Genomic DNA, 19,934 nt, shown 5'->3' on the forward strand with positions numbered 1-19,934 from the left:
ACATGAACTTCATTTCTGAATTTCACATCTTTTTTCATTCATGAGCGTTTAAAGTCTTGCGACTAGTTCCAAAAGAACTTGGCAATCACTTTCAAACGCCCACGCTTATCGGCTGTAAATTTTTAATGATCAGAAATCTTTTCAGATTTCTTAGCCCGCTGCAATCAGCGAAGCCTTCAATTATGACACACTTTTAAGTGCATCAGTACACTCGAGAGCATATTCTTGCTTTTTTTAGCACTGCGAGCACAAGGTGCTCTTTCAAGAGAGTGCGTTAGATGCGGTAGCGATCACCGGAGCTCTTCAATCGAGTGAGCACTGCCTCAGCCATATCCATCAGGGGCAAAACCTCATCAGCAGCACCCGCTTGGATCGCTTCGCGAGGCATCCCGAACACTACACAAGAAGCTTCATCTTGCACAAAATTATAGCTGCCAGCATCTTTCATGGTCTTCATGGCCTTTGCGCCATCACCCCCCATGCCAGTGAGCATCAAACCAATCGCGTTCCGACCAGCAGCCTTAGCTACCGAGAGAAAAAGTACTTCGACCGAGGGTTTATGCCTGTTAACAGGCTCTCCTTCTTCAACAACGCACACGTAATTAGCCCCGCTGCGATCAACCCGAAACTGCTTGCCTCCGGGAGCGATATAGGCGTGTCCGGGCAATATTCGCTGACCGTTTATGGCCTCTTGCACCACAATTTGGCAAAGACTATTTAAACGGGCCGCGAAGCTAGCGGTAAATCCAGGCGGCATGTGCTGTGTAATGACTATGCCGGGGGCGTTAGATGGCAACCGCATGAGAACCTCTTTGATCGCCTCCGTACCTCCAGTGGAAGCACCTATGCACACAAGCTTTTCAGTTGAGACATGACCAACTAGACCAACAGACACGCTTGGTATAGGTGCTGAGTTATGAACGGACTGGCCACCTCCAATCGGTCTTTCGGGATGTCGGCGAATCTTCGCTTTGGAGGCAATACGAACCTTTTCGACAATACTCGCAGAAAGCTCACGAATACCGTCAACCAGCCCAATACGAGGTTTAGCCACAAAATCGATGGCCCCAAGTTCAAGCGCCCGCATAGTCACCTCGGCACCTCGCTCAGTAAGCGTTGAAATCATGACAACAGGCATCGGACGTAGACGCATCAGCCTCGACAAAAATTCGAGCCCGTCCATTTTTGGCATCTCCACATCCAAAGTGATCACGTCAGGATCCAGCTCACGAATCATTTCACGAGCAATCAAAGGATCATTGGCCGCACCAACGCACTCAATATCAGCCTGCTTGTTCAAAATCTCGGTCAACAAGCTGCGCACCAAAGCGGAGTCATCGACAACCAAAACACGAATTTTCTTCATTACCGATTAAAAAAGGTCTACGGATCCGCCAGCGTTAGATTTAGCCACAGTGGCGGCATTACCTTTGCGCTCCTCGACGACGAGTGTCTCAGGATGAGAGTGTGCTAACCGCTTCACCAAGGCCTTACCACTGGTTGGAAAAAAACAAACTTTCCTTGGGTGGATGTCCAAAACGTCTTGTGAAACCACAGGAATCCGCTCCGTCGACAGATAGTCAATCACAAACTTGGTATTCCGCTCGCCAACGTTCATAGTGGTGAACCCGGCCATCACTTGAGCGCCCCCAAAGATTTTGGCTTGCATTGTTTCTCGGCGGGCACCCAGCTTCAACATTTCGTTGATTAAAAGCTCCATTGCGAAGGAGCCATAGCGCCCAGAGCCATCGCCGCCTTCGCCATCTGGCAACATAAAGTGGTTCATGCCCCCTACTCTTGCCTTCCCGTCCCACAAACAAGCTGCAATACAAGAACCCAACACTGTCATGATGACAATTTCTTCATTCGATACAAAGTACTCTCCGGGGAGCACTTTCACAGCGTCGTACTGGAAATGATGATCGGCGTAGAAAAAAGAAGCCTCCCCCGGCTTCCGGGGTTGCGCCTTTAGATGATCGACGCGCGAGACCCGACCACTGGCCAAAAGCTTGGAACCACCAAGCCCGCCGCCCAAGGGCTTAGGTTGCTGGGAACCGGTAGAGAAGGTGATCATAGACATGGATAGGCTTTTTCAATCTAGGCTGCTACACCCGCTCGTAAACGGTCTTACCCTTGAGGGCAAACAAGTCCCTGGAGTCACTGAAGTTCTCCGCATGTCCGACAAATAGCAACGCACCGGGCTTCATCACTTTGTGAATCCGCTCTAGAACTTGTCTCTGCGTTGCCGCATCAAAATAGATCATTACATTGCGACAGAACACTACGTCGAAAGGATCGCGAAAAGGCCAATCGTTACGGATCAGATTCACAATAAGAAAATCGATCTTTGACCGCAACTCTTGCTTTACTTTTGCCATGCCGGCGTTCCCGGCCTTTCCTCGCATGAAAAATCGATGTAACCTGGCTTGGTCGAGTCCCTTCAAAGAATCCGACTTGTATATTCCTTGCGAAGCGGTATGCAGTACTTTGGAGTCAATATCACTCGCAATCAACGAAAAGTTTCCATTGGAACCCAACGCCTCTGTCGCAGTCATCACGATGGAATATGGTTCCTCCCCTGTTGAGGCTGCACTACACCACATTCTGCAGCCCCCCGCGGACTGGATCGACCGGAGGTATTCCGCCAAGACCTGAAAATGATGACCTTCACGAAAAAAAGATGTCAAATTGGTCGTCAAAGCATTAACGAATTCCTGCCACTCTGGGCCGTCGGTCGCTTCAAGCCAACGCAAATACTCTCGAAAACTATTGTGTTCAGTCTCTCGCAAGCGCCGCGAAAGCCTGCTGTAGACCATGGCGTGCTTTCCATCGTGCAAACTTATACCCGCACGCTGATAAATCAGCTTCTGGACATGATCAAAATCAGCACTCGTCCACAAGAACTCTCGACCTTGCATTTCATCTTGAGCATTCGGGGACATCTCTACCTTCCACGGATTGCCTGTGTTCGCAAAACCTAGCGCGCTATCGATCGCACTTAGTCATCCATTGATACCAACCCCATCTCAGGCGCTGACATCAATTTCTCGATATCCAACAAGATCAGCATCCGCTCTCCGATCGAGCCCAGCCCCAGAACTGCAGCACTATCAATAACGCTCTCAATGTCAGGTGCCGCTTTCAAGCTCTCCGGAGGCAACTCCATGACGTCGCTAACAGAGTCCACCACGATGCCAACAATTCTGTTCCTTAAGTTAAGGACGATCACCACGGTGAAGGAGTTGTACTCGGACTTTGAACAATTAAATTTCAAGCGCATGTCCACAATCGGGACAATAGTGCCACGCAAATTAACAACGCCTTTGATAAAGGACGGTGCATTCGCCACTCTGGTTGGAGGCTCATACCCGCGTATTTCCTGCACCTTCAGGATATCTATTCCATATTCCTCTTGATCGAGCCGAAAGGTTAGGTACTCTCGGGCTCCTTCGACTGTAAGGTCGCTGAGCTTTTCCATCATTCCCATATCAGTCTCCTTTATGCGCGTGTCAGTGACGGGACCGTCGCACCAAGGCACCGGTATCCAAAATCAACGCAACCTTGCCATCACCGAGAATCGTGGCCCCCGATACGTTCGGAACTTTTCGGTAGTTGGACTCTAAGTTCTTAACTACCACTTGTTGCTGCCCCAGGAGCTCATCAACGAGCAACGCTACTCGGCTGCCATCAGCCTCCACCACCACCATGATGTCACTCGATTTTTCAAAATCAAAGCGAGGAATCTGGAAGACTTTCTCCAACTCGATGACGGGCATGTACTCATCACGAACTTTAACAAGTTGAGAGCCTTGGCCGACCGTGCTGACCGCCTCTGCCTTCACTTGGAACGATTCGATAACTGACGACAGAGGAAGGATGTAAACCTCCTCCCCGACCCCTACAGACATGCCGTCCATAATTGCAAGAGTGAGAGGCAAGCGCACGGAAACTTTCATTCCGTACCCTTCTGCAGAATCAATGTCAACGGTGCCGTTCAATGCTGCGATGTTTTTCTTGACAACATCCATACCTACGCCGCGGCCAGAAACGTCGGTTACGACCGCTGCCGTAGAAAACCCGGGAGCGAAGATCAATTGCCACACTTCGGCGTCTGACATCTGGTCAGACACATCCAAGCCGCGCTCGCGTGCTTTGTTAAGTATTTTGCTGCGCGACAAGCCTCGACCATCGTCACGCACCTCGATCACAATTGATCCGCCTTGGTGCGATGCGGATAGCGTGATCGTTCCAGATTCTGACTTGCCTGCAGCGATACGTTCAGCGGGCATTTCAATTCCATGATCACAGCTGTTACGCACCAAGTGGGTCAGAGGATCTGTAATTTTTTCAACCAAGCCCTTGTCCAGCTCGGTGGCCTCGCCTTGCGTCACAAACTCGACTTTTTTTCCCAGCTTACTTGCAAGATCACGGAGCATTCGCGGGAAACGACTGAAAACGATGGACATCGGGATCATTCGAATCGACATCACTGACTCTTGCAGATCTCGCGTGTTGCGATCCAAGTCCGCAAGACCGGTCAGTAATTGCTGATAAACAGCAGGGTCCAGCGCCCTGCTGTTCTGCGCCAACATCGCTTGGGTAATCACTAACTCCCCTACCAAGTTGATCAACTGATCCACTTTGCTGATGGCAACGCGGATCGTTGCAGCCTCTGGCTGTGAGGCAACGGCCGGACCCACCTTGGGGGGAACCTTGGATGCAGGAACAATTTCTTGAGAGATGGTCGCCACCGAGGGTTGCTCAATAGCTTGATTAGGAGCACCAGGAGAACCATCAAAGAAGCCGAAGCCTTTTTCCGCGGCCGGCGCTTTCGGCTCTTCTGCTACCGCCCCGGGGGAACCGGCTGCACCGTCAAAAAAGCCGAAACCTTCGTCCACTGCAGGTTCGTCGGCTTTTTGTTCGATCTGGACTTTATCTCGCGCCACATGGAATGCAAACAAGTCCAACAAATCTTCATCGCTAGAGGCCGTCGTTGCCTTGAACACTCGATGAGAACCGTTAACAGACTCAGCAGGATGGATGGAACCTAGACCCGGGATATCTCGAAACAATTCTTGGATCGCATCAGCCTGATCAGGCCGATCCAAGGGGCCGATAGTAATCACTAACTCTCGGTCGCCGCTTATCTTGGCAACTGGTTTAGGAGTCGCACCTTGAGCCGGAGCTGGAGCAGCCTTGGCTGGAGCTGCTGCTGAAGCCGCAGGCTTCTGTGAGGCTAAATCGCCGCCAGCAGCCAAGATGCTGATGCGCCTAACAAGATCAGCCGTAGGTAGTGCCTCACCCTCATCTCCCGCTTGATGACGTGCCAACAGACTGCGGGACGCATCGGCAGACTCCAAAAGCACGTCAACCATTATTGCGGTCGGCTGCAACTCATGCCGACGCAGACGGTCCAGCAAGGACTCCATTTGATGGGTCAATTCAGCGACATCAGCAAAGCCAAAGGTGGCGGCTCCGCCCTTCACAGAGTGAGCGCATCGAAAGATACCGTTGAGCTCTTCATCATCCGCGGTTTCCAGATTCAAATTGAGCAGCATTTGCTCCATCTGGTCAAGATTCTCACCAGCTTCTTCAAAGAAAATTTGATAGAACTGACTGAGATCGAAGTCTCCGCCAGAACCGCTGTCTTGATGCGTCTCAGCCATACCTAACTCCTGTTATTGAGAACCAACGACGTCCCCGCCAACTTATCGAATAACTTTTTTAATGACATCCAGCAATTTCGCAGGGTCGAACGGCTTCACCAGCCAGCCGGTGGCGCCTGCGGCACGCCCTGCCTGCTTCATCAAATCACTGGACTCTGTGGTCAACATCAATATGGGCGTCGACTGAAAGTTCGGATGCTCGCGGAGCTTGCGTGTCAGGCCCAATCCGTCCAATCGCGGCATATTCTGGTCCGTCAGAACCAAGTCAAAAGTCTGAGTTTGTGCTTTTTCGTAGGCGTCTTGACCATCCACTGCTTCCACCACTTGGTAGCCCGCACCTGTCAAAGTGAAAGACACCATCTTTCGCATGGAAGGGGAATCGTCAACAGCAAGAATTAAAGGCATGAGAAGCTCCGAAAAAAACGCAGTAATTTATTTATCTTAAAAAAGCTCAATGGATCCAGCGTCCATCTCATCTTGAGTCACCGGATTGGGACGCTCTGGCACTTCATCAACAAAGGGCACCGCTTCACCATCCTCACTCCCCATCGATTCTGAAGCCAAACGGTAGGCGCAGCCTTGCAGTATCTTGGATGTGTGAACAATCAGCTGAGACGCCATGTCCTGGAACTGCAATTCAGTAACCGCTGCATGCAACGCCTTACGAACCTGATCCAGCTCCTCGGATTGCACTAAGGCAGGCGAAGCTAAGTGGGCGCTCGCAGATGTAAAGCGCTCCATGAGATTTTCCATGGTGTGCGCAAGCAAGCCATCCAAACGGGTTAGGTCATGCACGACCACCAATAAGGAGTCTTGCACTTCGGCCACCAACATTACAGGCAGCTGTACAGCCGGAGCAGCAGGTGGCGTCAACGATGGTTCCATTGTCATTCTTCCTCTGAGGCCTGTCTTGTTCGCTATCCTACGCCCGATTTGAAAGCTGAGCGCTTACTCCTCATTGCACAAGCTGCAAGATTAACAAATTTTAGGAAAAAATCAATTACTTCGGCAGAATAAAAGCCTTTGTTTGCTCATCGAGCGACTCATAATCGATTGCATGATAGCCCCGAACCAAGAGTCTGAACCAATAGGTAACCCTGTAAAAGTACTCCACTTAGAGGATTCAGAAATCGACCACCGCTTGCTAGTTCGCGCAGTTCGCGAATCAGGCCTTCAGGCTCAGTTTCTCAGGCTCGATGAGCAGGCCGCCTTCATGGAAGCCATGCACACGCAAAGCTTCGACATCATTCTGATGGACTTCCGGCTACCGGGCTTTACAGCCTTAGAAGCGTGGTCACAGATTCAATCACTGCCAAGTCATCCGCCGTGCGTCATCGTCTCAGGGGCAATTGGTGAACAAGCAGCTGTCAGTGCCATTCAAACCGGAATTTCGGACTATTTGCACAAAGATCGAATCGCTGAAATCGGCCGAGTGATTCAGCGGGCGATGCACCTTCATAAGACAGAAGAAGAGCGAATCAAAGCCCAGCAGGCTCTTTCGCTGTCAGAACAGCGAATTAGAGAGCTCGCTAGGCACTTACAGACTTCCCTAGAGGCTGAGAGAGCAGCCATATCGAGAGAGATTCACGACGATATCGGTGGCTCACTCACCGCGCTCAAACTTGACCTAGCCTGGATCAAGAGGCACTCAGATCATCAGCCCACGCTCACGCGACTGGTTGCCGCAGAGGAAATGCTGAGTCTTGCTCTTGCAGCCACGCAGAGGATCATGCAAAACACCCGCCCTGCCATCCTGGATCAAGGGCTTAGCGCGTGCGTCGAATGGCTAACCGCAGGACATAGCAGGCGCACCGGCAAGACAGTGAACCTCATCAACGACCTTACCTCAGAGGCTCTGCCGGATGCATTCAGGCTGGCTGCGTACCGCATAGTGCAGGAAGCGTTGACCAATGCAGGTAAATACGCCCCCCAATCGGACGTCAGCGTCGAGGTGTCAGATGCCGGAGGCACTTTAACGATCGAGATCCGCGACAGCGGACCCGGATTTGAATTGAGCAGACTCCAATCCAGCCGAGGCTTCGGACTCAAAGGCCTTAGCGAGCGCGCAGAATCGATCGGTGGATGGCTTGATATCAGCAGCACTCCTAAGCGCGGGACATCGATTACCCTCACCGCACCGCTCTCTTGGGCAGCCGACAATCGACAGGGAGATTGAGGAAATGATTCACGTTGTACTTTGCGATGACCACGCAATGATCCGCCGGGGCATCAAAGACACGCTTAGCGACTCTGGGCAAATCATTGTCACCGGCGAGGCCGGCAGTCAGGCAGAGCTGAAAAATGTGCTTCGCTCAGTTCGCTGCGACATCCTGGTCCTCGACCTGAACCTCCCGGGAAGGGGTGGGCTGGAAATTATTCCTCCCTTGAAAGAATCCCAGCCGCACATCAAAACACTAGTCGTCTCGATGTACCCCGAGGATCAATATGCGCTCCGATGTCTCAAAGCAGGCGCATCCGGGTACTTCAATAAATCGGGAGAACCAGCTGATCTGGTGAAGGCGATCCAACAAATTCATGCCGGGAAACGATATTTGACGGCTGCCGTATCGGAGCTGTTGGTAGAAAGCTTGAACACACCGGAGCATGAAACCTTGCATGCGAAGCTATCGGAGCGAGAAATGCAAACGCTGATCAAAATTGCATCCGGGAAGAAGCTCTCTGATATCGCCGAGGATCTGATGCTGAGCCCCAAGACCGTCAGCGTCTACAGGGCACGCCTCTTGGAAAAACTCGCGTTATCGAACAACGCGGAACTCACTGTTTACGCCATCCGCAACGCTCTGGTGTAAACGTCAACCCATTCCGAACAGACTTACAACCCGAATCATCAGCGCCATAAAGGGCTGATCGAGCATCGGTAAAGTAATCGCGATCGCCAGAATGCCGACGACTAGCGTAATCGGAAAACCGATTGCAAAAATATTCATCTGTGGCGACACGCGAGAAATGATCCCTAGCGCCATATTGGTGAACAACAAGATTCCGACCATTGGCAAGGCAATCCAGAGCGCACTCGCAAACACTTCGGCGCCTAGTTTCTGCAGCTGCATAGAGGCCAACTCTTGCAAGAAATTCGGCGAAACCGGAAAAGCCACAAAGCTTTGGGTAACGGCCATCAGCACCATCAAATGTCCGTTCATGACGACAAAAAGCAACGACGCCATCTGACCGAAAAACCGAGCGACTGCACTCGATTGGGTATTCATGGACGGGTCAAAAAAAGCCGCGAAGTTGAGCCCCATTTGAAATCCAACTACTTCACCAGCGAGCTCGACAGACGCAAAAACCAACCGAACAGCAAAACCGATTGACAAACCGATCACCACTTGCTGCATCACCACTGCCAACGCTCGGGGGTCTGAGACGGAGATAACGGGAGCCTCAGGCAGGGTCGCTTGCGCTGCCAATGCCACTAAAAAGGACAGCGCAACCTTTGCCCGCATAGGAAAGGCGCGAGACGAAAGCACCGGAGCGGAAGTAAAAACCGCCAAAATTCGCAAAAAGGGCCAGAAGATTGGCGAGAGCCATTGGGCGATCTGTGCCTCGTCAAAAGAAATCACCGCTCGCCCAAGGCTAGACCACAGACGTTGGTATCGCTTCCAACATCCGTCGTATGTACTCCACCAGCATGGTCAACATCCATGGCCCCGCGACAGCGAATACAGCGATCACCGCCAAAAGTTTGGGAACAAATGCCAAAGTAGCTTCATGGATCTGCGTCACGGCTTGAAACAAACTCACCAGCAAACCCACCAAGAGCGCCGTTCCCAGTACTGGCGCTGACACCATCAACAACATGAGTAGCGCTTCTTGACCCAGGGTCAACACGGTTTGGGCATTCATTAAAACAATCCTCAGGTCACGAAGCTGGCTGCTAAAGAGCCGATGAGCAAATTCCACCCATCAGCCAAGACGAAGAGCATCAATTTGAATGGCAAGGCGACCAAAACAGGTGACAACATCATCATCCCGAGTGACATCAAGATACTGGCGACCACAATGTCGATGACCAAAAAAGGAATAAAAATCATGAAGCCGATCTGAAAGGCGGACTTCAACTCGCTGATCACGAAGGCAGGCACCAACACCCGGATAGGCGCCGTTTCTGCGGTGACATCTGCCGGCAACTTGGCAAGTTTCGCAAACAATGAGAAATCAGACTGCCGCGTTTGCTTGACCATGAAGCTCCGAATCGGAACCTCTCCCTTTTGCAGAGCTTGCTCAAACGACAACGTTCCTTGAGAGTACGGCTGATAGGCTTCGGCGTAGATCCGGTCAAAAGTCGGTCCCATGACAAAAAACGTCAAGAACAAAGAAAGGCCCACAATGACTTGATTCGGTGGCGCAGACTGGGTACCCAAGGCTTGGCGCAGCAGGGAGAGAACAATAACGATGCGGGTAAAACCCGTCATCATCAAAACGATCGCGGGAATGAAAGACAGTGCCGTGAAAAACAGCAGGGTCTGGATAGGAACCGAAAAATTGGTCCCACCTGCACCTGTACCGACGAGAAGAGGCAACTGCCCTGCCGCTTGCGCAAACGCCGCGCCATGAGAAAAAAAAGCGGCCAGCGCCGCAATAACAAGCAGAAGACGACGGGGAATTCCAGAGACTCTCATATCACCTCACCGGCCGATTCTGCAGCTGGAGCGGCGCTTGTATGCAAACACTGGATGCTATTTGTGGTCACTCCGAGGGTCAGCCAAACACGATCATTCGAGGGGCCGACTTCGACAGTAACGACACGCTGATGAGGACCCACGGCAACTGCAGAAATCACCTTATTCTGGGCACTCACAAGATGCAAAGGCTGCGGAATTCGGGATTTGAGCCAGCGGATCAAAAAGGGCAGGCAAGCCAAACCCAGCAAAAACAATATGACGGGTAAAAATTGCAATGACATCGGCACTCGCCGGTTTAATTTCGACTGACACGTTTAAGCCGCTCAGATGGAGTGACAACATCCGTCAATCGTATACCGAACTTATCGTTCACCACGACCACTTCGCCCTGCGCGATCAAGTAGCCATTGACCAACACATCCATGGGCTCGCCCGCAAGCGCATCCAGCTCGACCACTGACCCTTGCCCAAGCTGCAGGATGTGCTTGATGGGCACCTTGGTGCGCCCCAGCTCTACCGAGAGCTGAACCGGAATATCCAGCACCATGTTGATGTCATTCACCTGCCCGTCTGTAGACGCCGAGAACGGCTTAGGGGTCTCGCCGAAAAGAGGCCCGCCAGACGGAGCTCCAGCGCTGGCATCTGTGGACTTCTGCTCCAGTAACGCTTCCGCCCAGTCCGCCATGCCGTCGTCAGCAGCGGGTTGACTCTCTTCGGGTTTGTCTTCAGATGGCATTTCGTTCTCCCAACCAATTTTGATCATTGCCGCGAAGCGCCTTTTCTATGCGCAGCGCGTATTTTGAATTGTGCGTACCGTACTGGCACTCGAAGATCGGTACCCCGTCGACAGTAGCTTGAATACGAGAAGCCCGATCCAACTCGATGAAATCCCCTTTTTTCATTCCCAGAAGTTGCTCCACCGTTGCATCCGCGCGTGCAAGCTCTGCCACCAGCGTGACCTCCGCGGCCTGGATCTCGCGCGTCAGCACATTCACCCACCGCCGGTCAACCTCGATCGAGTCCCCTTGGGTCGACGAATACAACACATCCCGAATCGGCTCCAGGGTGGAATAGGGAAAGCAAAAATGAATCGCGCCGGTGATATCTCCAATTTCCAATTGGAACGAGGTCGCAATCACGATCTCACTCGGCGTCGCAATATTCGCGAACTGCGGCTGCATTTCCGAGCGCTGGTAATCCAGCTCCAAAGGATAAATGCCCTTCCATGCTTTCTTGTATTCGGTCGTAATGACATCGACCAAGCGGTTGATGACGCGCTGCTCGGTGGCAGAAAAATCACGCCCCTCAATCCGGGTCTGGAATTTCCCGATCCCGCCGTAGAGCGTGTCGATCACACCAAACACCAGCGCCGGCTCACAAACAATCAGACCGCTACCACGCAAGGGTCGGATGGCAACGATATTGAAGTTTGTCGGCACCGCCAACTCACGGAGGAAGGCACTATAGCGCTGCACAGCCACCGGACCCACCGAGATCTCAGGGCTGCGCCGGATAAAGTTAAAAAGCCCCACCCGCAAATTACGGGCAAACCGCTCATTCACGATCTCCATCGTGGGCATACGCCCGCGAACAATGCGCTCTTGGCTGGAGATGTTGTACGAGCGCACCTCACCATGCTCGGCGGCTTCCTCGACGGTTTTCTGGCTCTCACCAGTAACCCCCTCAAGTAAGGCATCGACCTCTTCTTGGGAAAGAAAGGATTCGCTCATAGCCGGCTGAAACTCCGTTTACTGGACGATAAAGCTCGAAAACAACACACCCGTTACCGGGTACTGCACCTGCACCGCTCTCTTCCTCTTTTTCTTCGAGGTGGATTCCTCTTCCTCATCCATGCTGCCCCCAAATGGAACCGATGCAGCTTTCAATATGTCTTCCACCAACTTTTCCTTGCCCTCTGACTTCAGCAACTCATCTGCGGTCCGTTGAGAAATCAGCATCAATACGCTACTGCGAATAGTCGGCAGATAGGCTTTCACCGTGTCCGATGCTTTCGCATCGATCACTTCCAAGGTAATCCCAATTTGAGCAACCCGCTCACCGCCGGGATCTGACAGATTCACCACCATCGGATCCATGGGCAGATAAACGGGGGGCGTCTTCGGGTCTACATGCGCAACAGCTGCTTTTGGCGGTGGAGGTGCAGCTTCTTCTCCGCCCTCTTCGGCCGCCGCCTTTTGCTTACTCATGAAGAAAAAAGCGCCGCCACCTCCAAGTACTAGGACCAAGACCGCAGCAACAATGATGATCAGCATCTTTTTGCTTTTAGCGGGAGGGGGAGCTGCATCGGCTGCTTCTGGTTTTGCTGACACGTAGGTACCTCTATGGCTTATTGTTGGTTGGATTATTCAACGCTGACCTTCAGTCAAAAGATGAATAAGGGGGGTTATTTGGTGTTTCTCTGCATTGTCACCAAATCACTCAAACAAACAAATCAATGTTCCGCCCTGAATTGAGGGGCTTTATGCCGCTGGATACCGCAACATCTTCTGCACCCTCTACGCGAGCGCGACGCCATGGAGAACTCTGACCTTGACCCGCCTTATCGCGTGAATCTCCCGCATTGGATGTACCTACCGACACCCCCGCCAAGCTCATTCCCTGACGGTTCAAGGCATCTTGTAACTGCGTGCTGGCGCTAGACAGCGCATCACGTGTTTGTGCCTCATCCGTACGGAAGGCCACATGCGCTTCATTACCCTGCAAAGAAATACTCACCTCGACAGCAGATTGCCCGAACCCGTCAAGCGTGAGTTCCGCCTTTTGCATGTCCTGCCCGACCCAATACTTTACGTCTTCAGAAAACTGCTCGCCCATGGCCTCGGTAGCGGATCCGGCAAACACGCCATCCACGCCCATGGCGCCACCGGCGCTCTGCTGCAAACCGCTCAGTGGCGCGAGGGCATCAGAACCGGCACCCCGCGTCGACGTACCGGGCTCCTGCACACGGTCCCGCAAAGTAGCGCCGGCTACAGGGATCGCCTCAACACCTTTGAACATCGAAACGATTGCCTCCTGCGACATGCGCTGAATGCGCTCTGGCATCACATCTTTGGGCGGCATCAGCAAGCCCGGGCTGGCCGCCGTAGTGCGATCTCCAGCATTACCCAGCGCTGATTCACTGGCCGCGTCCGCAGCTGCAAGCAGCGCATCACGGCCAGACTTTGTCGGAGCTACAGGCGCTTTCTTGGCTCCCGCATCCAGCACACCGACCAGGGATGCGCCCCCCTCCGAGCTCTGCAGCTTGGCCGGCTTCGGCACTACACCCTCCGCAGGGGTAGCGATGGCCACTGCAGGCGGAGTTACGCCCAGTAATGCCAAGAACGCTGCATCACCAAGTAGCCCTTTCGCCTTGTCATCCACGGCAACACCGGCCACATCACTTTGAAGCGGCACAGCATCGCCCACCAGTGGCAACCCGCCATCCAGCGTTCCCCCGGGAACGAGATTGCCAGCAGGCGCTTCGTCTATACCTTCCAGAATCGCACAGAAACTGGGCCCCGCAGGCGTACTGGCGGTGCTCTCAGCCGACGCCTTTTTATTCACTTGGGGCGCAGATTCCTTCGCAGGGGCGGGCTGTGCTTTGGGGGCAAGTTCAATCGTCATAGCATTTCACCCTGGAGGTTAAAAGCGCGGGTTCGCGCAAAAAGCTGCGCTGCCATTTCATCCATATCAGCTTGCTCCCGGCGCCGGGCCAAGCGTTCCGCCTCAGCACGCCGCTTGGATAACACCGTTTTCAGCCCAGACAATCGAGATTCCGCGGCCTGCAATTGCTTTTGCGCCAGCTCTGCCTGACGGCGGAGGTTGGCGATCACGCCGTCTTGCATCACCATGGCCTGCTGCAGGCGCCCACTGAATTGGTAGTGATGCTTCAATAACTCCACGGACAAACCCACCGTGCCATTGCGGACCCAACGCCCGTCGGTATCACCGGCATACGACCGCAGTTGCTCCAGTTGGTCTAACGCTGAGCGCACATTTTGCTGACTCTGGGCCAACTGCTGCACCACCGCGTCACGCTTGCGCTCCGCCAAGGAAATCGCCAGCAGCAAGCCAGTTGAGTCACTCATGGCAAGGCCTCTACAGAAGTGCTCATCGCCAGCTCTGCCAGCGTTTGCTCCATGGGTGCCGCCTCAAACATATCCTGCTGTAAAAACTGATGCATGCCGGGTTGCAATGCAATGGCTTCGTCCAACATCGGGTCAGAGCCCGGCGCATAGGCGCCTATTTGCACTAAATCACGGCCCTTCTGGTACCGGGAATAGAGGCTGCGGAACCGGCGAGCTTGCTCAAAATGCCCCCGGTCCACCACGTTGTGCATCACCCGGGATGCCGATTGCTCCACATCAATGGCCGGGTAGTGGCCCGACTCTGCCAGGGCACGTGACAGCACAATATGGCCATCGAGAATGGCGCGCGCAGCATCCGCAATCGGATCCTGCTGGTCATCCCCCTCTGACAGCACGGTGTAAAACGCAGTGATCGACCCCACACCATTCAATCCATTGCCGCTGCGCTCAACCAGTTGGGGCAGCTTGGCAAAGCATGAAGGCGGATACCCCTTGGTCGCGGGTGGCTCCCCAATGGCCAGGGCAATTTCGCGCTGTGCCATGGCGTAACGCGTGAGCGAATCCATCAGCAGCAACACATGCCGGCCTTGATCGCGGAAATACTCTGCAATCGCCGTGGCATAGGTAGCCCCCTGCATACGCAGCAAGGGCGGCGCATCTGCCGGAGCAGCAACCACGACCGATCGGGCACGCCCATCCACGCCCAAAATGTCTTCGATGAATTCTTTGACTTCACGGCCCCGCTCGCCAATCAGGCCCACCACGATTACATCGGCTTGGGTGTAGCGGGCCATCATCCCCAGCAGCACACTCTTGCCCACACCGGAGCCCGCAAACAGCCCCAGTCGCTGACCCCGCCCCACCGTCAATAGCGCATTGATACTGCGCACTCCGGTGTCGAGCGCCTCGCGCACTGGCGCACGGTCCATCGCATTGATGGGCTTGCGGTCCAAAACACGCGCCGCAACATCCGCCAATGGGCCCATACGGTCCATGGGGTAGCCTTGAGAGTCAACCACACGGCCCAACAGTCCGTCACCCAAGGGCAGGCGCAACATACCGGCGGAGGCCGCATCCACAGTGGCTGGCTTTTCACCCAAACGGGGTACCTGCACAAAGGCAGGCGCTGCGGCCACTCCGGCGCCGCTAGAGAGGCCATGCACATCACCCGCCGGCATCAAATACGCCCGGTGCCCGGAAAAACCGACCACTTCCGCCAACACCGGTTCACGCGCACGCATCGTCACCACACATTGCGACCCAACGGGCACGCGGATTCCGCTGGCTTCCAGCACTAAGCCGGTCAATTTCGTCAGCGTACCGCGCACTTCCAGCGACGACTCCTCGCGCACCGCATCCCGCGCTTGGGCAAGGAAGGTGGTCCACTTTTCAGTGGAAGCGGATGACTGGCTCTCAGGTGGGGACATGTTCAGGCTCCCATGGCGCATCCAACCCCAAGGTGGCTACGGTTTTGCGCCAGCGTTGTTCTACAGTGCCATCGACCACCGTGCCTGCGGACTCCACCATGCAGCCTCCGCGGCTGATGGAACTGTCGGGCAGCAGGGTCAAAGACAGATTCGAAAACTCCTGGCGAAGCACCTCTGACAGCACCTCCATATCGAGGGGATTCAGCCGTACCAATGCTGCCTTGCTATCAATCGCCAGAACACTCAAAGCCTCGCGCACGACGGGTTGCAAGGCATTCGGGTTGGTGGACATTTCGTGGCGCAACACTTGGCGCGCCAGTTCACAGGCCAACTCCAACACGCCTTTTGCCATCACCTGTTCGGCTTCTGCAAGCTGGGCGTTCGCGGACATAAATATCTGGGCAAAGCTGTCAGCGGTTGAGCGACTTTCGTTGGCAATGTACTCGTTGAGTTGCCGCTGGCCTTCCAGCGTGGCCTGCGCGTGCCCCTGGGCAAAACCTTCAGCGTAGCCTTGGGCGTGGCCCTCTGAAAAAGAGGTCTGGCGGACGCTGGCCTCTTTGGCCTGCTCTTCCAGCAAAGCCTGAGCTGCCAGCTTGGCCGCGAATTTGGATTTCGAGGTGTCTACATCGACAAAGTCCCAGTCTGTGACAGAACCGATTTCTTCGCCGGGGATAAAACGGGCTTGATTACGACTCATCAGACCATGGCGTCGTCGCCACCTCCGCCACCAATAACGATCTGACCTTCGTCCGCCAAGCGGCGCACGATTTTGAGAATTTCTTTCTGCTGCGCTTCCACTTCGGAGAGGCGCATCGGCCCGCGGGACTCCAAGTCTTCCTTGAGGGTTGCCGCAGCGCGCGACGACATATTCGCCAGAATCTTGTCTTTAAGCTCGGGCTGTGCACCCTTGAGCGCCACGACCAGCACATCCGCAGACACTTCTTTGAGCACCATCTGAATCGCTTTGTCGTCGAGTTTGTTGACATCGTCGAACACAAACATCTTGTCCATGATCTTCTGGGCCAGATCTGAGTCATGGCTGCGGATCGACTCGATCACGGTACCCTCGATCGCGGTCCCCATCAAGTTGATCATCTCAGCCGCTGTCTTCACACCACCCAATGAAGACTTGCGAACCTTGTCCCCCCCTGCCAGCACCTTGAACAACACTTCATTCAGGTCCTTCAGGGCGGTGGGCTGGATACCCTCCATCGTGGCCACACGCAGCATCACCTCGTTGCGTTGCCGCTCAGTCAGGTTCTTTAGCACGTCAGCGGCCTGGTCGTAGTCCAGGTGCACCAAAATGGCCGCCACGATTTGCGGGTGTTCGTTGCGCAACAACTCCGCCACAGAAAGCGGATCCATCCATTTCAAGCTTTCGATGCCGGAGACGTCGCCCCCCTGCAAAATACGGTCGATCAAGAGCGCCGCCTTGTCGTCACCCAGCGCCAGCTTCAGCACCGAGCGCACATAGTCGCCCGAGTTAGACACCAGCAAGCTCTGAGAGGCAGCCACGCCGGTAAATTTATCGACGACCTCATCCACCTTTTCGCGGGTGAGCTGGGTGGTTTTGGCAATCGCCTCCCCCAGTCGCTGCACCTCTTTGGGTGACAGGTGTTTAAACACCTCCGATGCCTCGGCTTCGCCGAGAGACATCATGAGGATCGCTGCATCTTGGAGTCCGTCTTCGTTTGCCATGGTGGTATTTTGCGCCGGAGATTAAGCCGGCACCTCTCCATTCATCCATGCCTTGACGATGTTTGCCACCGCAGCCGGGTTATCACGGGTCAACTTGCGGGCATCTTCCAAGCGAAGTTCACTTGGTGAGGCCTGCGCTGCATCGCTGCTGGTGCCGTCCGGGCCGGTCAGCTGTGGGCGTTCCGGCTGGTCATTCTCGATCGCATCCAACTGCGCAAAATCTTCCTCCGCCGTGTTTTCGGCCGCAGGAATCGGCTGTGTCAAGGCCTTCATGGCTGGACGAATAACACCCAAGAAGACGAGGGCCGCCATACCCAAAGTACCCAGAGGCCAAGCCAGACTGCGGGCCAGGTCTTGCAACTCAGGCTGGCGCCAGAGCGGAACTTCGTTGACATCGACTTTTTCAGGGGCAAAAGGAGCGTTCATCAAATTAACAGAATCACCACGCCCCTGATTGAAGCCCACGGTTTCTCGAACCAAGGCGGTCATCTTCTCCAGCTGCGCGTCGGTAAGCGGCACACTGGTTGTAACGCCTTTCGCGTCGGTGGAGCTTTGGTTGTTCAGTACCACCGCGGCATTGATGCGCTTGATTACCCCTGTTGCGCCCTTGGTAACCCGGATGGTTTTGTCCACCTCGTAATTGATGATGGACTCCTTCTTGGAGGAACTGTTGGCACCCGCCGCACCTGCACCCGCTTGACCATTGGCTGCCAGCACTTGCTGTTGTCCGTTGATCGGGGCTGCTGCCTGGGCGGGTGGCTGGTTGGTTGTAGCGCCCGGTATGCCCGCTGGCGGCGTTGGCTGTGCACCGTTAATACTCTCCACCAACTGCTGGCTCCGCACCGCACTGCTGTCCGCGGTTTGATTGGGCTTGTGGGACTCTGTGGTGCTTTCGGTTTGCGAAAAATCCAGCTCCGCGGTGACTTGCGCCTTCACATTGTCCTTACCCACCAAGGGCTCCAGCATGTCCAAAATGCGTCGGCTATAAATCTGCTCGATCTGCTGCACATATTGCAACTGCTCAGCATCCACACCGGCCGCACCATCTGGGTTGGCAGATAACAGTTTGCCGGTGTCGTCCAGCACACTGACCGCTGCGGGGTTCATTTCAGGCACGCTAGATGCCACAAGATGCACGATGCCGGCAAGCTGGCCTTTGTCCAGACCACGGCCGGGGTGCAAACTCAGCAATACCGAGGCGGAAGGCTTTTGCTGCTCCCGGAAAAAGCCGTTCTGGTTAGGCAGGGCCAGATGCACCCGGGCACTGGAGACAGAGGCCAGCGCCTGGATGGAACGGGTCAACTCCCCCTCCAAGCCACGTTGGAACGTCAAGCGCTCCTGAAACTGAGTCATGCCGAAGCGGTTGGCTTCCATCATCTCGAAGCCACTGACAGCGCCTTTGGGCAATCCTTGGGAAGCCAGCTTCAAGCGAACGTCGTGCACCCGATCGGCGGGAACCATGATGGCGCCGCCGCCCTCGGCGTATTTGTAGGGAACGTTCATGGTGGTGAGCTGCGCAATGACTGCACCACCGTCTTTGTCCGCCAAATTCGAGTAAAGCACCCGCCACTCTGCTTGGCGCCCCATGACCATACCGATTACGGCAATAGCAACGAATAGCGCAATACCCAAGGCCAAGCGAATGCGTTGCCCCTGGTCTAGCGCCGAGAGGCGCTGTCCCAGGGTGGGGTTCACAGGAATGGTGGCAACTGCGGGCATGTCGTGGTTTCCAGGGCTGAGGGCGGGCTTCTCCGCATGAATGGGCCTGATTATTCGACCCACCTTCCAAAACATTAGGGTAATAAGCCACTGCTTTACCGGCTAATTCAAAAAAATACGCCATGAGGTGCGGGCATAGGATTCGCGGCAACCCAACTTACAGGGAGACCACCATGGATCTCAAGCTCACCCCGGTATCAATGCCCACCACCATTCGCCCCTCCACCGGGATCAAACCCGGCGGAGCCGGCAGCGCCTCCGGCGTGGGTGGCGGCTTCTCTGGCGAACTTAAAAGCGCACTCGGCGCAGTCAGCGCTGCCCAGAACGAATCCGGCCGCCTGCAACGGGAAGTGCAGCTGGAAAACCCCAAAGTCAGCCTGGAAGAAACCATGGTGGCTATACAAAAAGCCCAAATCGGCTTTCAGGCAACCCTTCATGTCCGCAACCGCATGGTGCAGGCCTACACCGACATCATGAACATGCAAGTTTAATGAATTTGCTATATTTTTAATAGCAATAGGCGCAATATTTACGGGCGCTAAAGGCACTTTTAAAGGCTTAAATAAATTCTTGACATTTAAACCCAGGAAGCGTTCTGAACTTTGAAAAAGCGCTGTTTTCCCGGTTTGTGCCTTAACGGACTCAAGATTATTTCAGCCCTGCCGTAATACCGTGGAGAGGCCGTATTGTTGA

23 protein-coding genes are annotated in these 19,934 nt (G+C 54.4%); 3 read left to right on the top strand and 20 right to left on the bottom strand.

Annotation, left to right across the window (positions count from 1 at the left end):
- Positions 1-274: 274 nt before the first annotated feature.
- Genes U5L73_RS00005 through U5L73_RS00035 form a run of 7 tightly spaced genes read right to left on the bottom strand, consistent with a single transcriptional unit; the run spans position 275 to position 6,551 of the window.
- A complete protein-coding gene (locus U5L73_RS00005; protein ID WP_322560451.1) occupies positions 275-1,366 on the bottom strand; it encodes a chemotaxis response regulator protein-glutamate methylesterase in 1,092 nt (363 codons plus the stop codon).
- A gap of 6 nt (positions 1,367-1,372) precedes the next feature.
- A complete protein-coding gene (cheD, locus tag U5L73_RS00010; RefSeq protein WP_322560452.1) occupies positions 1,373-2,080 on the bottom strand; it encodes a chemoreceptor glutamine deamidase CheD in 708 nt (235 codons plus the stop codon).
- 25 nt (positions 2,081-2,105) lie between these two features.
- A complete protein-coding gene (locus U5L73_RS00015; RefSeq protein WP_322560453.1) occupies positions 2,106-2,942 on the bottom strand; it encodes a CheR family methyltransferase in 837 nt (278 codons plus the stop codon).
- Positions 2,943-2,998: 56 nt separating this feature from the next.
- Positions 2,999-3,487 (bottom strand): chemotaxis protein CheW, encoded by a 489-nt coding sequence (locus U5L73_RS00020; protein WP_322560454.1) that lies wholly within the window; start codon positions 3,485-3,487, stop codon positions 2,999-3,001.
- 22 nt (positions 3,488-3,509) lie between these two features.
- Complete coding sequence (locus U5L73_RS00025) at positions 3,510-5,666, bottom strand: chemotaxis protein CheA (RefSeq protein WP_322560455.1); 2,157 nt, start codon at positions 5,664-5,666, stop codon at positions 3,510-3,512.
- A gap of 42 nt (positions 5,667-5,708) precedes the next feature.
- Positions 5,709-6,071 carry a response regulator gene (locus tag U5L73_RS00030; protein WP_313874149.1) on the bottom strand — a complete coding sequence of 121 codons (363 nt, stop codon included), beginning with the start codon at positions 6,069-6,071 and terminating at the stop codon, positions 5,709-5,711.
- Positions 6,072-6,107: 36 nt separating this feature from the next.
- Positions 6,108-6,551 carry a hypothetical protein gene (locus tag U5L73_RS00035; RefSeq protein WP_322560456.1) on the bottom strand — a complete coding sequence of 148 codons (444 nt, stop codon included), beginning with the start codon at positions 6,549-6,551 and terminating at the stop codon, positions 6,108-6,110.
- Between the two features lie 172 nt (positions 6,552-6,723).
- Here U5L73_RS00035 and U5L73_RS00040 point away from each other — a divergent pair, with 172 nt between their 5' ends.
- Together U5L73_RS00040 and U5L73_RS00045 are read left to right on the top strand one after the other, a co-directional pair.
- Positions 6,724-7,842, top strand: coding sequence for an ATP-binding protein (locus U5L73_RS00040; protein WP_322560457.1), 1,119 nt, complete (start codon positions 6,724-6,726; stop codon positions 7,840-7,842).
- Between the two features lie 4 nt (positions 7,843-7,846).
- On the top strand, positions 7,847-8,476 hold the full coding sequence (locus tag U5L73_RS00045; RefSeq protein WP_322560458.1) for a response regulator transcription factor: 630 nt from the start codon (positions 7,847-7,849) through the stop codon (positions 8,474-8,476).
- A gap of 3 nt (positions 8,477-8,479) precedes the next feature.
- Here the strand turns inward: U5L73_RS00045 and fliR are convergent, their stop codons facing one another.
- From fliR to fliF, 13 genes are all read right to left on the bottom strand, one after another.
- Positions 8,480-9,247 (bottom strand): flagellar biosynthetic protein FliR, encoded by a 768-nt coding sequence (fliR, locus tag U5L73_RS00050; protein WP_322560459.1) that lies wholly within the window; start codon positions 9,245-9,247, stop codon positions 8,480-8,482.
- A 13-nt stretch (positions 9,248-9,260) separates the two neighbouring features.
- Positions 9,261-9,530, bottom strand: a complete 270-nt coding sequence (gene fliQ / locus U5L73_RS00055; RefSeq protein ID WP_313874154.1) for a flagellar biosynthesis protein FliQ — start codon at positions 9,528-9,530, stop codon at positions 9,261-9,263.
- An 11-nt stretch (positions 9,531-9,541) separates the two neighbouring features.
- Positions 9,542-10,306: a flagellar type III secretion system pore protein FliP gene (fliP, locus tag U5L73_RS00060; RefSeq protein WP_322560460.1), complete on the bottom strand. Its 765-nt coding sequence runs from the start codon at positions 10,304-10,306 to the stop codon at positions 9,542-9,544.
- Complete coding sequence (locus U5L73_RS17260) at positions 10,303-10,590, bottom strand: FliO/MopB family protein (protein ID WP_416221245.1); 288 nt, start codon at positions 10,588-10,590, stop codon at positions 10,303-10,305. Before U5L73_RS17260 ends, fliP begins: the two co-directional genes overlap by 4 nt.
- 14 nt (positions 10,591-10,604) lie before the next feature.
- The gene (gene fliN / locus U5L73_RS00065) at positions 10,605-11,045 is read right to left on the bottom strand and encodes a flagellar motor switch protein FliN (protein WP_313874157.1); all 441 of its coding nucleotides are present in this window, start codon (positions 11,043-11,045) and stop codon (positions 10,605-10,607) included.
- Positions 11,035-12,039 (bottom strand): flagellar motor switch protein FliM, encoded by a 1,005-nt coding sequence (gene fliM / locus U5L73_RS00070; protein WP_322560461.1) that lies wholly within the window; start codon positions 12,037-12,039, stop codon positions 11,035-11,037. Before fliM ends, fliN begins: the two co-directional genes overlap by 11 nt.
- An 18-nt stretch (positions 12,040-12,057) precedes the next feature.
- Positions 12,058-12,639, bottom strand: a complete 582-nt coding sequence (locus U5L73_RS00075; RefSeq protein WP_322560462.1) for a flagellar basal body-associated FliL family protein — start codon at positions 12,637-12,639, stop codon at positions 12,058-12,060.
- 109 nt (positions 12,640-12,748) lie between these two features.
- Positions 12,749-13,933 carry a flagellar hook-length control protein FliK gene (locus U5L73_RS00080; protein WP_322560463.1) on the bottom strand — a complete coding sequence of 395 codons (1,185 nt, stop codon included), beginning with the start codon at positions 13,931-13,933 and terminating at the stop codon, positions 12,749-12,751.
- The gene (gene fliJ / locus U5L73_RS00085) at positions 13,930-14,397 is read right to left on the bottom strand and encodes a flagellar export protein FliJ (RefSeq protein ID WP_322560464.1); all 468 of its coding nucleotides are present in this window, start codon (positions 14,395-14,397) and stop codon (positions 13,930-13,932) included. Before fliJ ends, U5L73_RS00080 begins: the two co-directional genes overlap by 4 nt.
- Positions 14,394-15,824: a flagellar protein export ATPase FliI gene (fliI, locus tag U5L73_RS00090; protein ID WP_322560465.1), complete on the bottom strand. Its 1,431-nt coding sequence runs from the start codon at positions 15,822-15,824 to the stop codon at positions 14,394-14,396. Before fliI ends, fliJ begins: the two co-directional genes overlap by 4 nt.
- A complete protein-coding gene (locus tag U5L73_RS00095) occupies positions 15,811-16,521 on the bottom strand; it encodes a flagellar assembly protein FliH (RefSeq protein WP_322560466.1) in 711 nt (236 codons plus the stop codon). The genes fliI and U5L73_RS00095 overlap by 14 nt, the downstream gene beginning before the upstream one ends.
- A complete protein-coding gene (gene fliG, locus U5L73_RS00100) occupies positions 16,521-17,522 on the bottom strand; it encodes a flagellar motor switch protein FliG (protein ID WP_313874164.1) in 1,002 nt (333 codons plus the stop codon). Before fliG ends, U5L73_RS00095 begins: the two co-directional genes overlap by 1 nt.
- Positions 17,523-17,543: 21 nt before the next feature.
- Complete coding sequence (gene fliF / locus U5L73_RS00105) at positions 17,544-19,241, bottom strand: flagellar basal-body MS-ring/collar protein FliF (RefSeq protein WP_322560467.1); 1,698 nt, start codon at positions 19,239-19,241, stop codon at positions 17,544-17,546.
- A 173-nt stretch (positions 19,242-19,414) separates the two neighbouring features.
- Between fliF and fliE the strand changes: the two genes are divergently transcribed.
- Entirely contained in the window at positions 19,415-19,732 is a 318-nt protein-coding gene (gene fliE / locus U5L73_RS00110) for a flagellar hook-basal body complex protein FliE (RefSeq protein ID WP_322560468.1), read from the top strand.
- Positions 19,733-19,934: the final 202 nt, after the last annotated feature.

It is taken from the genome of Rhodoferax sp. (assembly GCF_034520025.1).
In the GTDB taxonomy this organism is placed as follows: Bacteria; Pseudomonadota; Gammaproteobacteria; order Burkholderiales; family Burkholderiaceae_C; genus Allorhodoferax.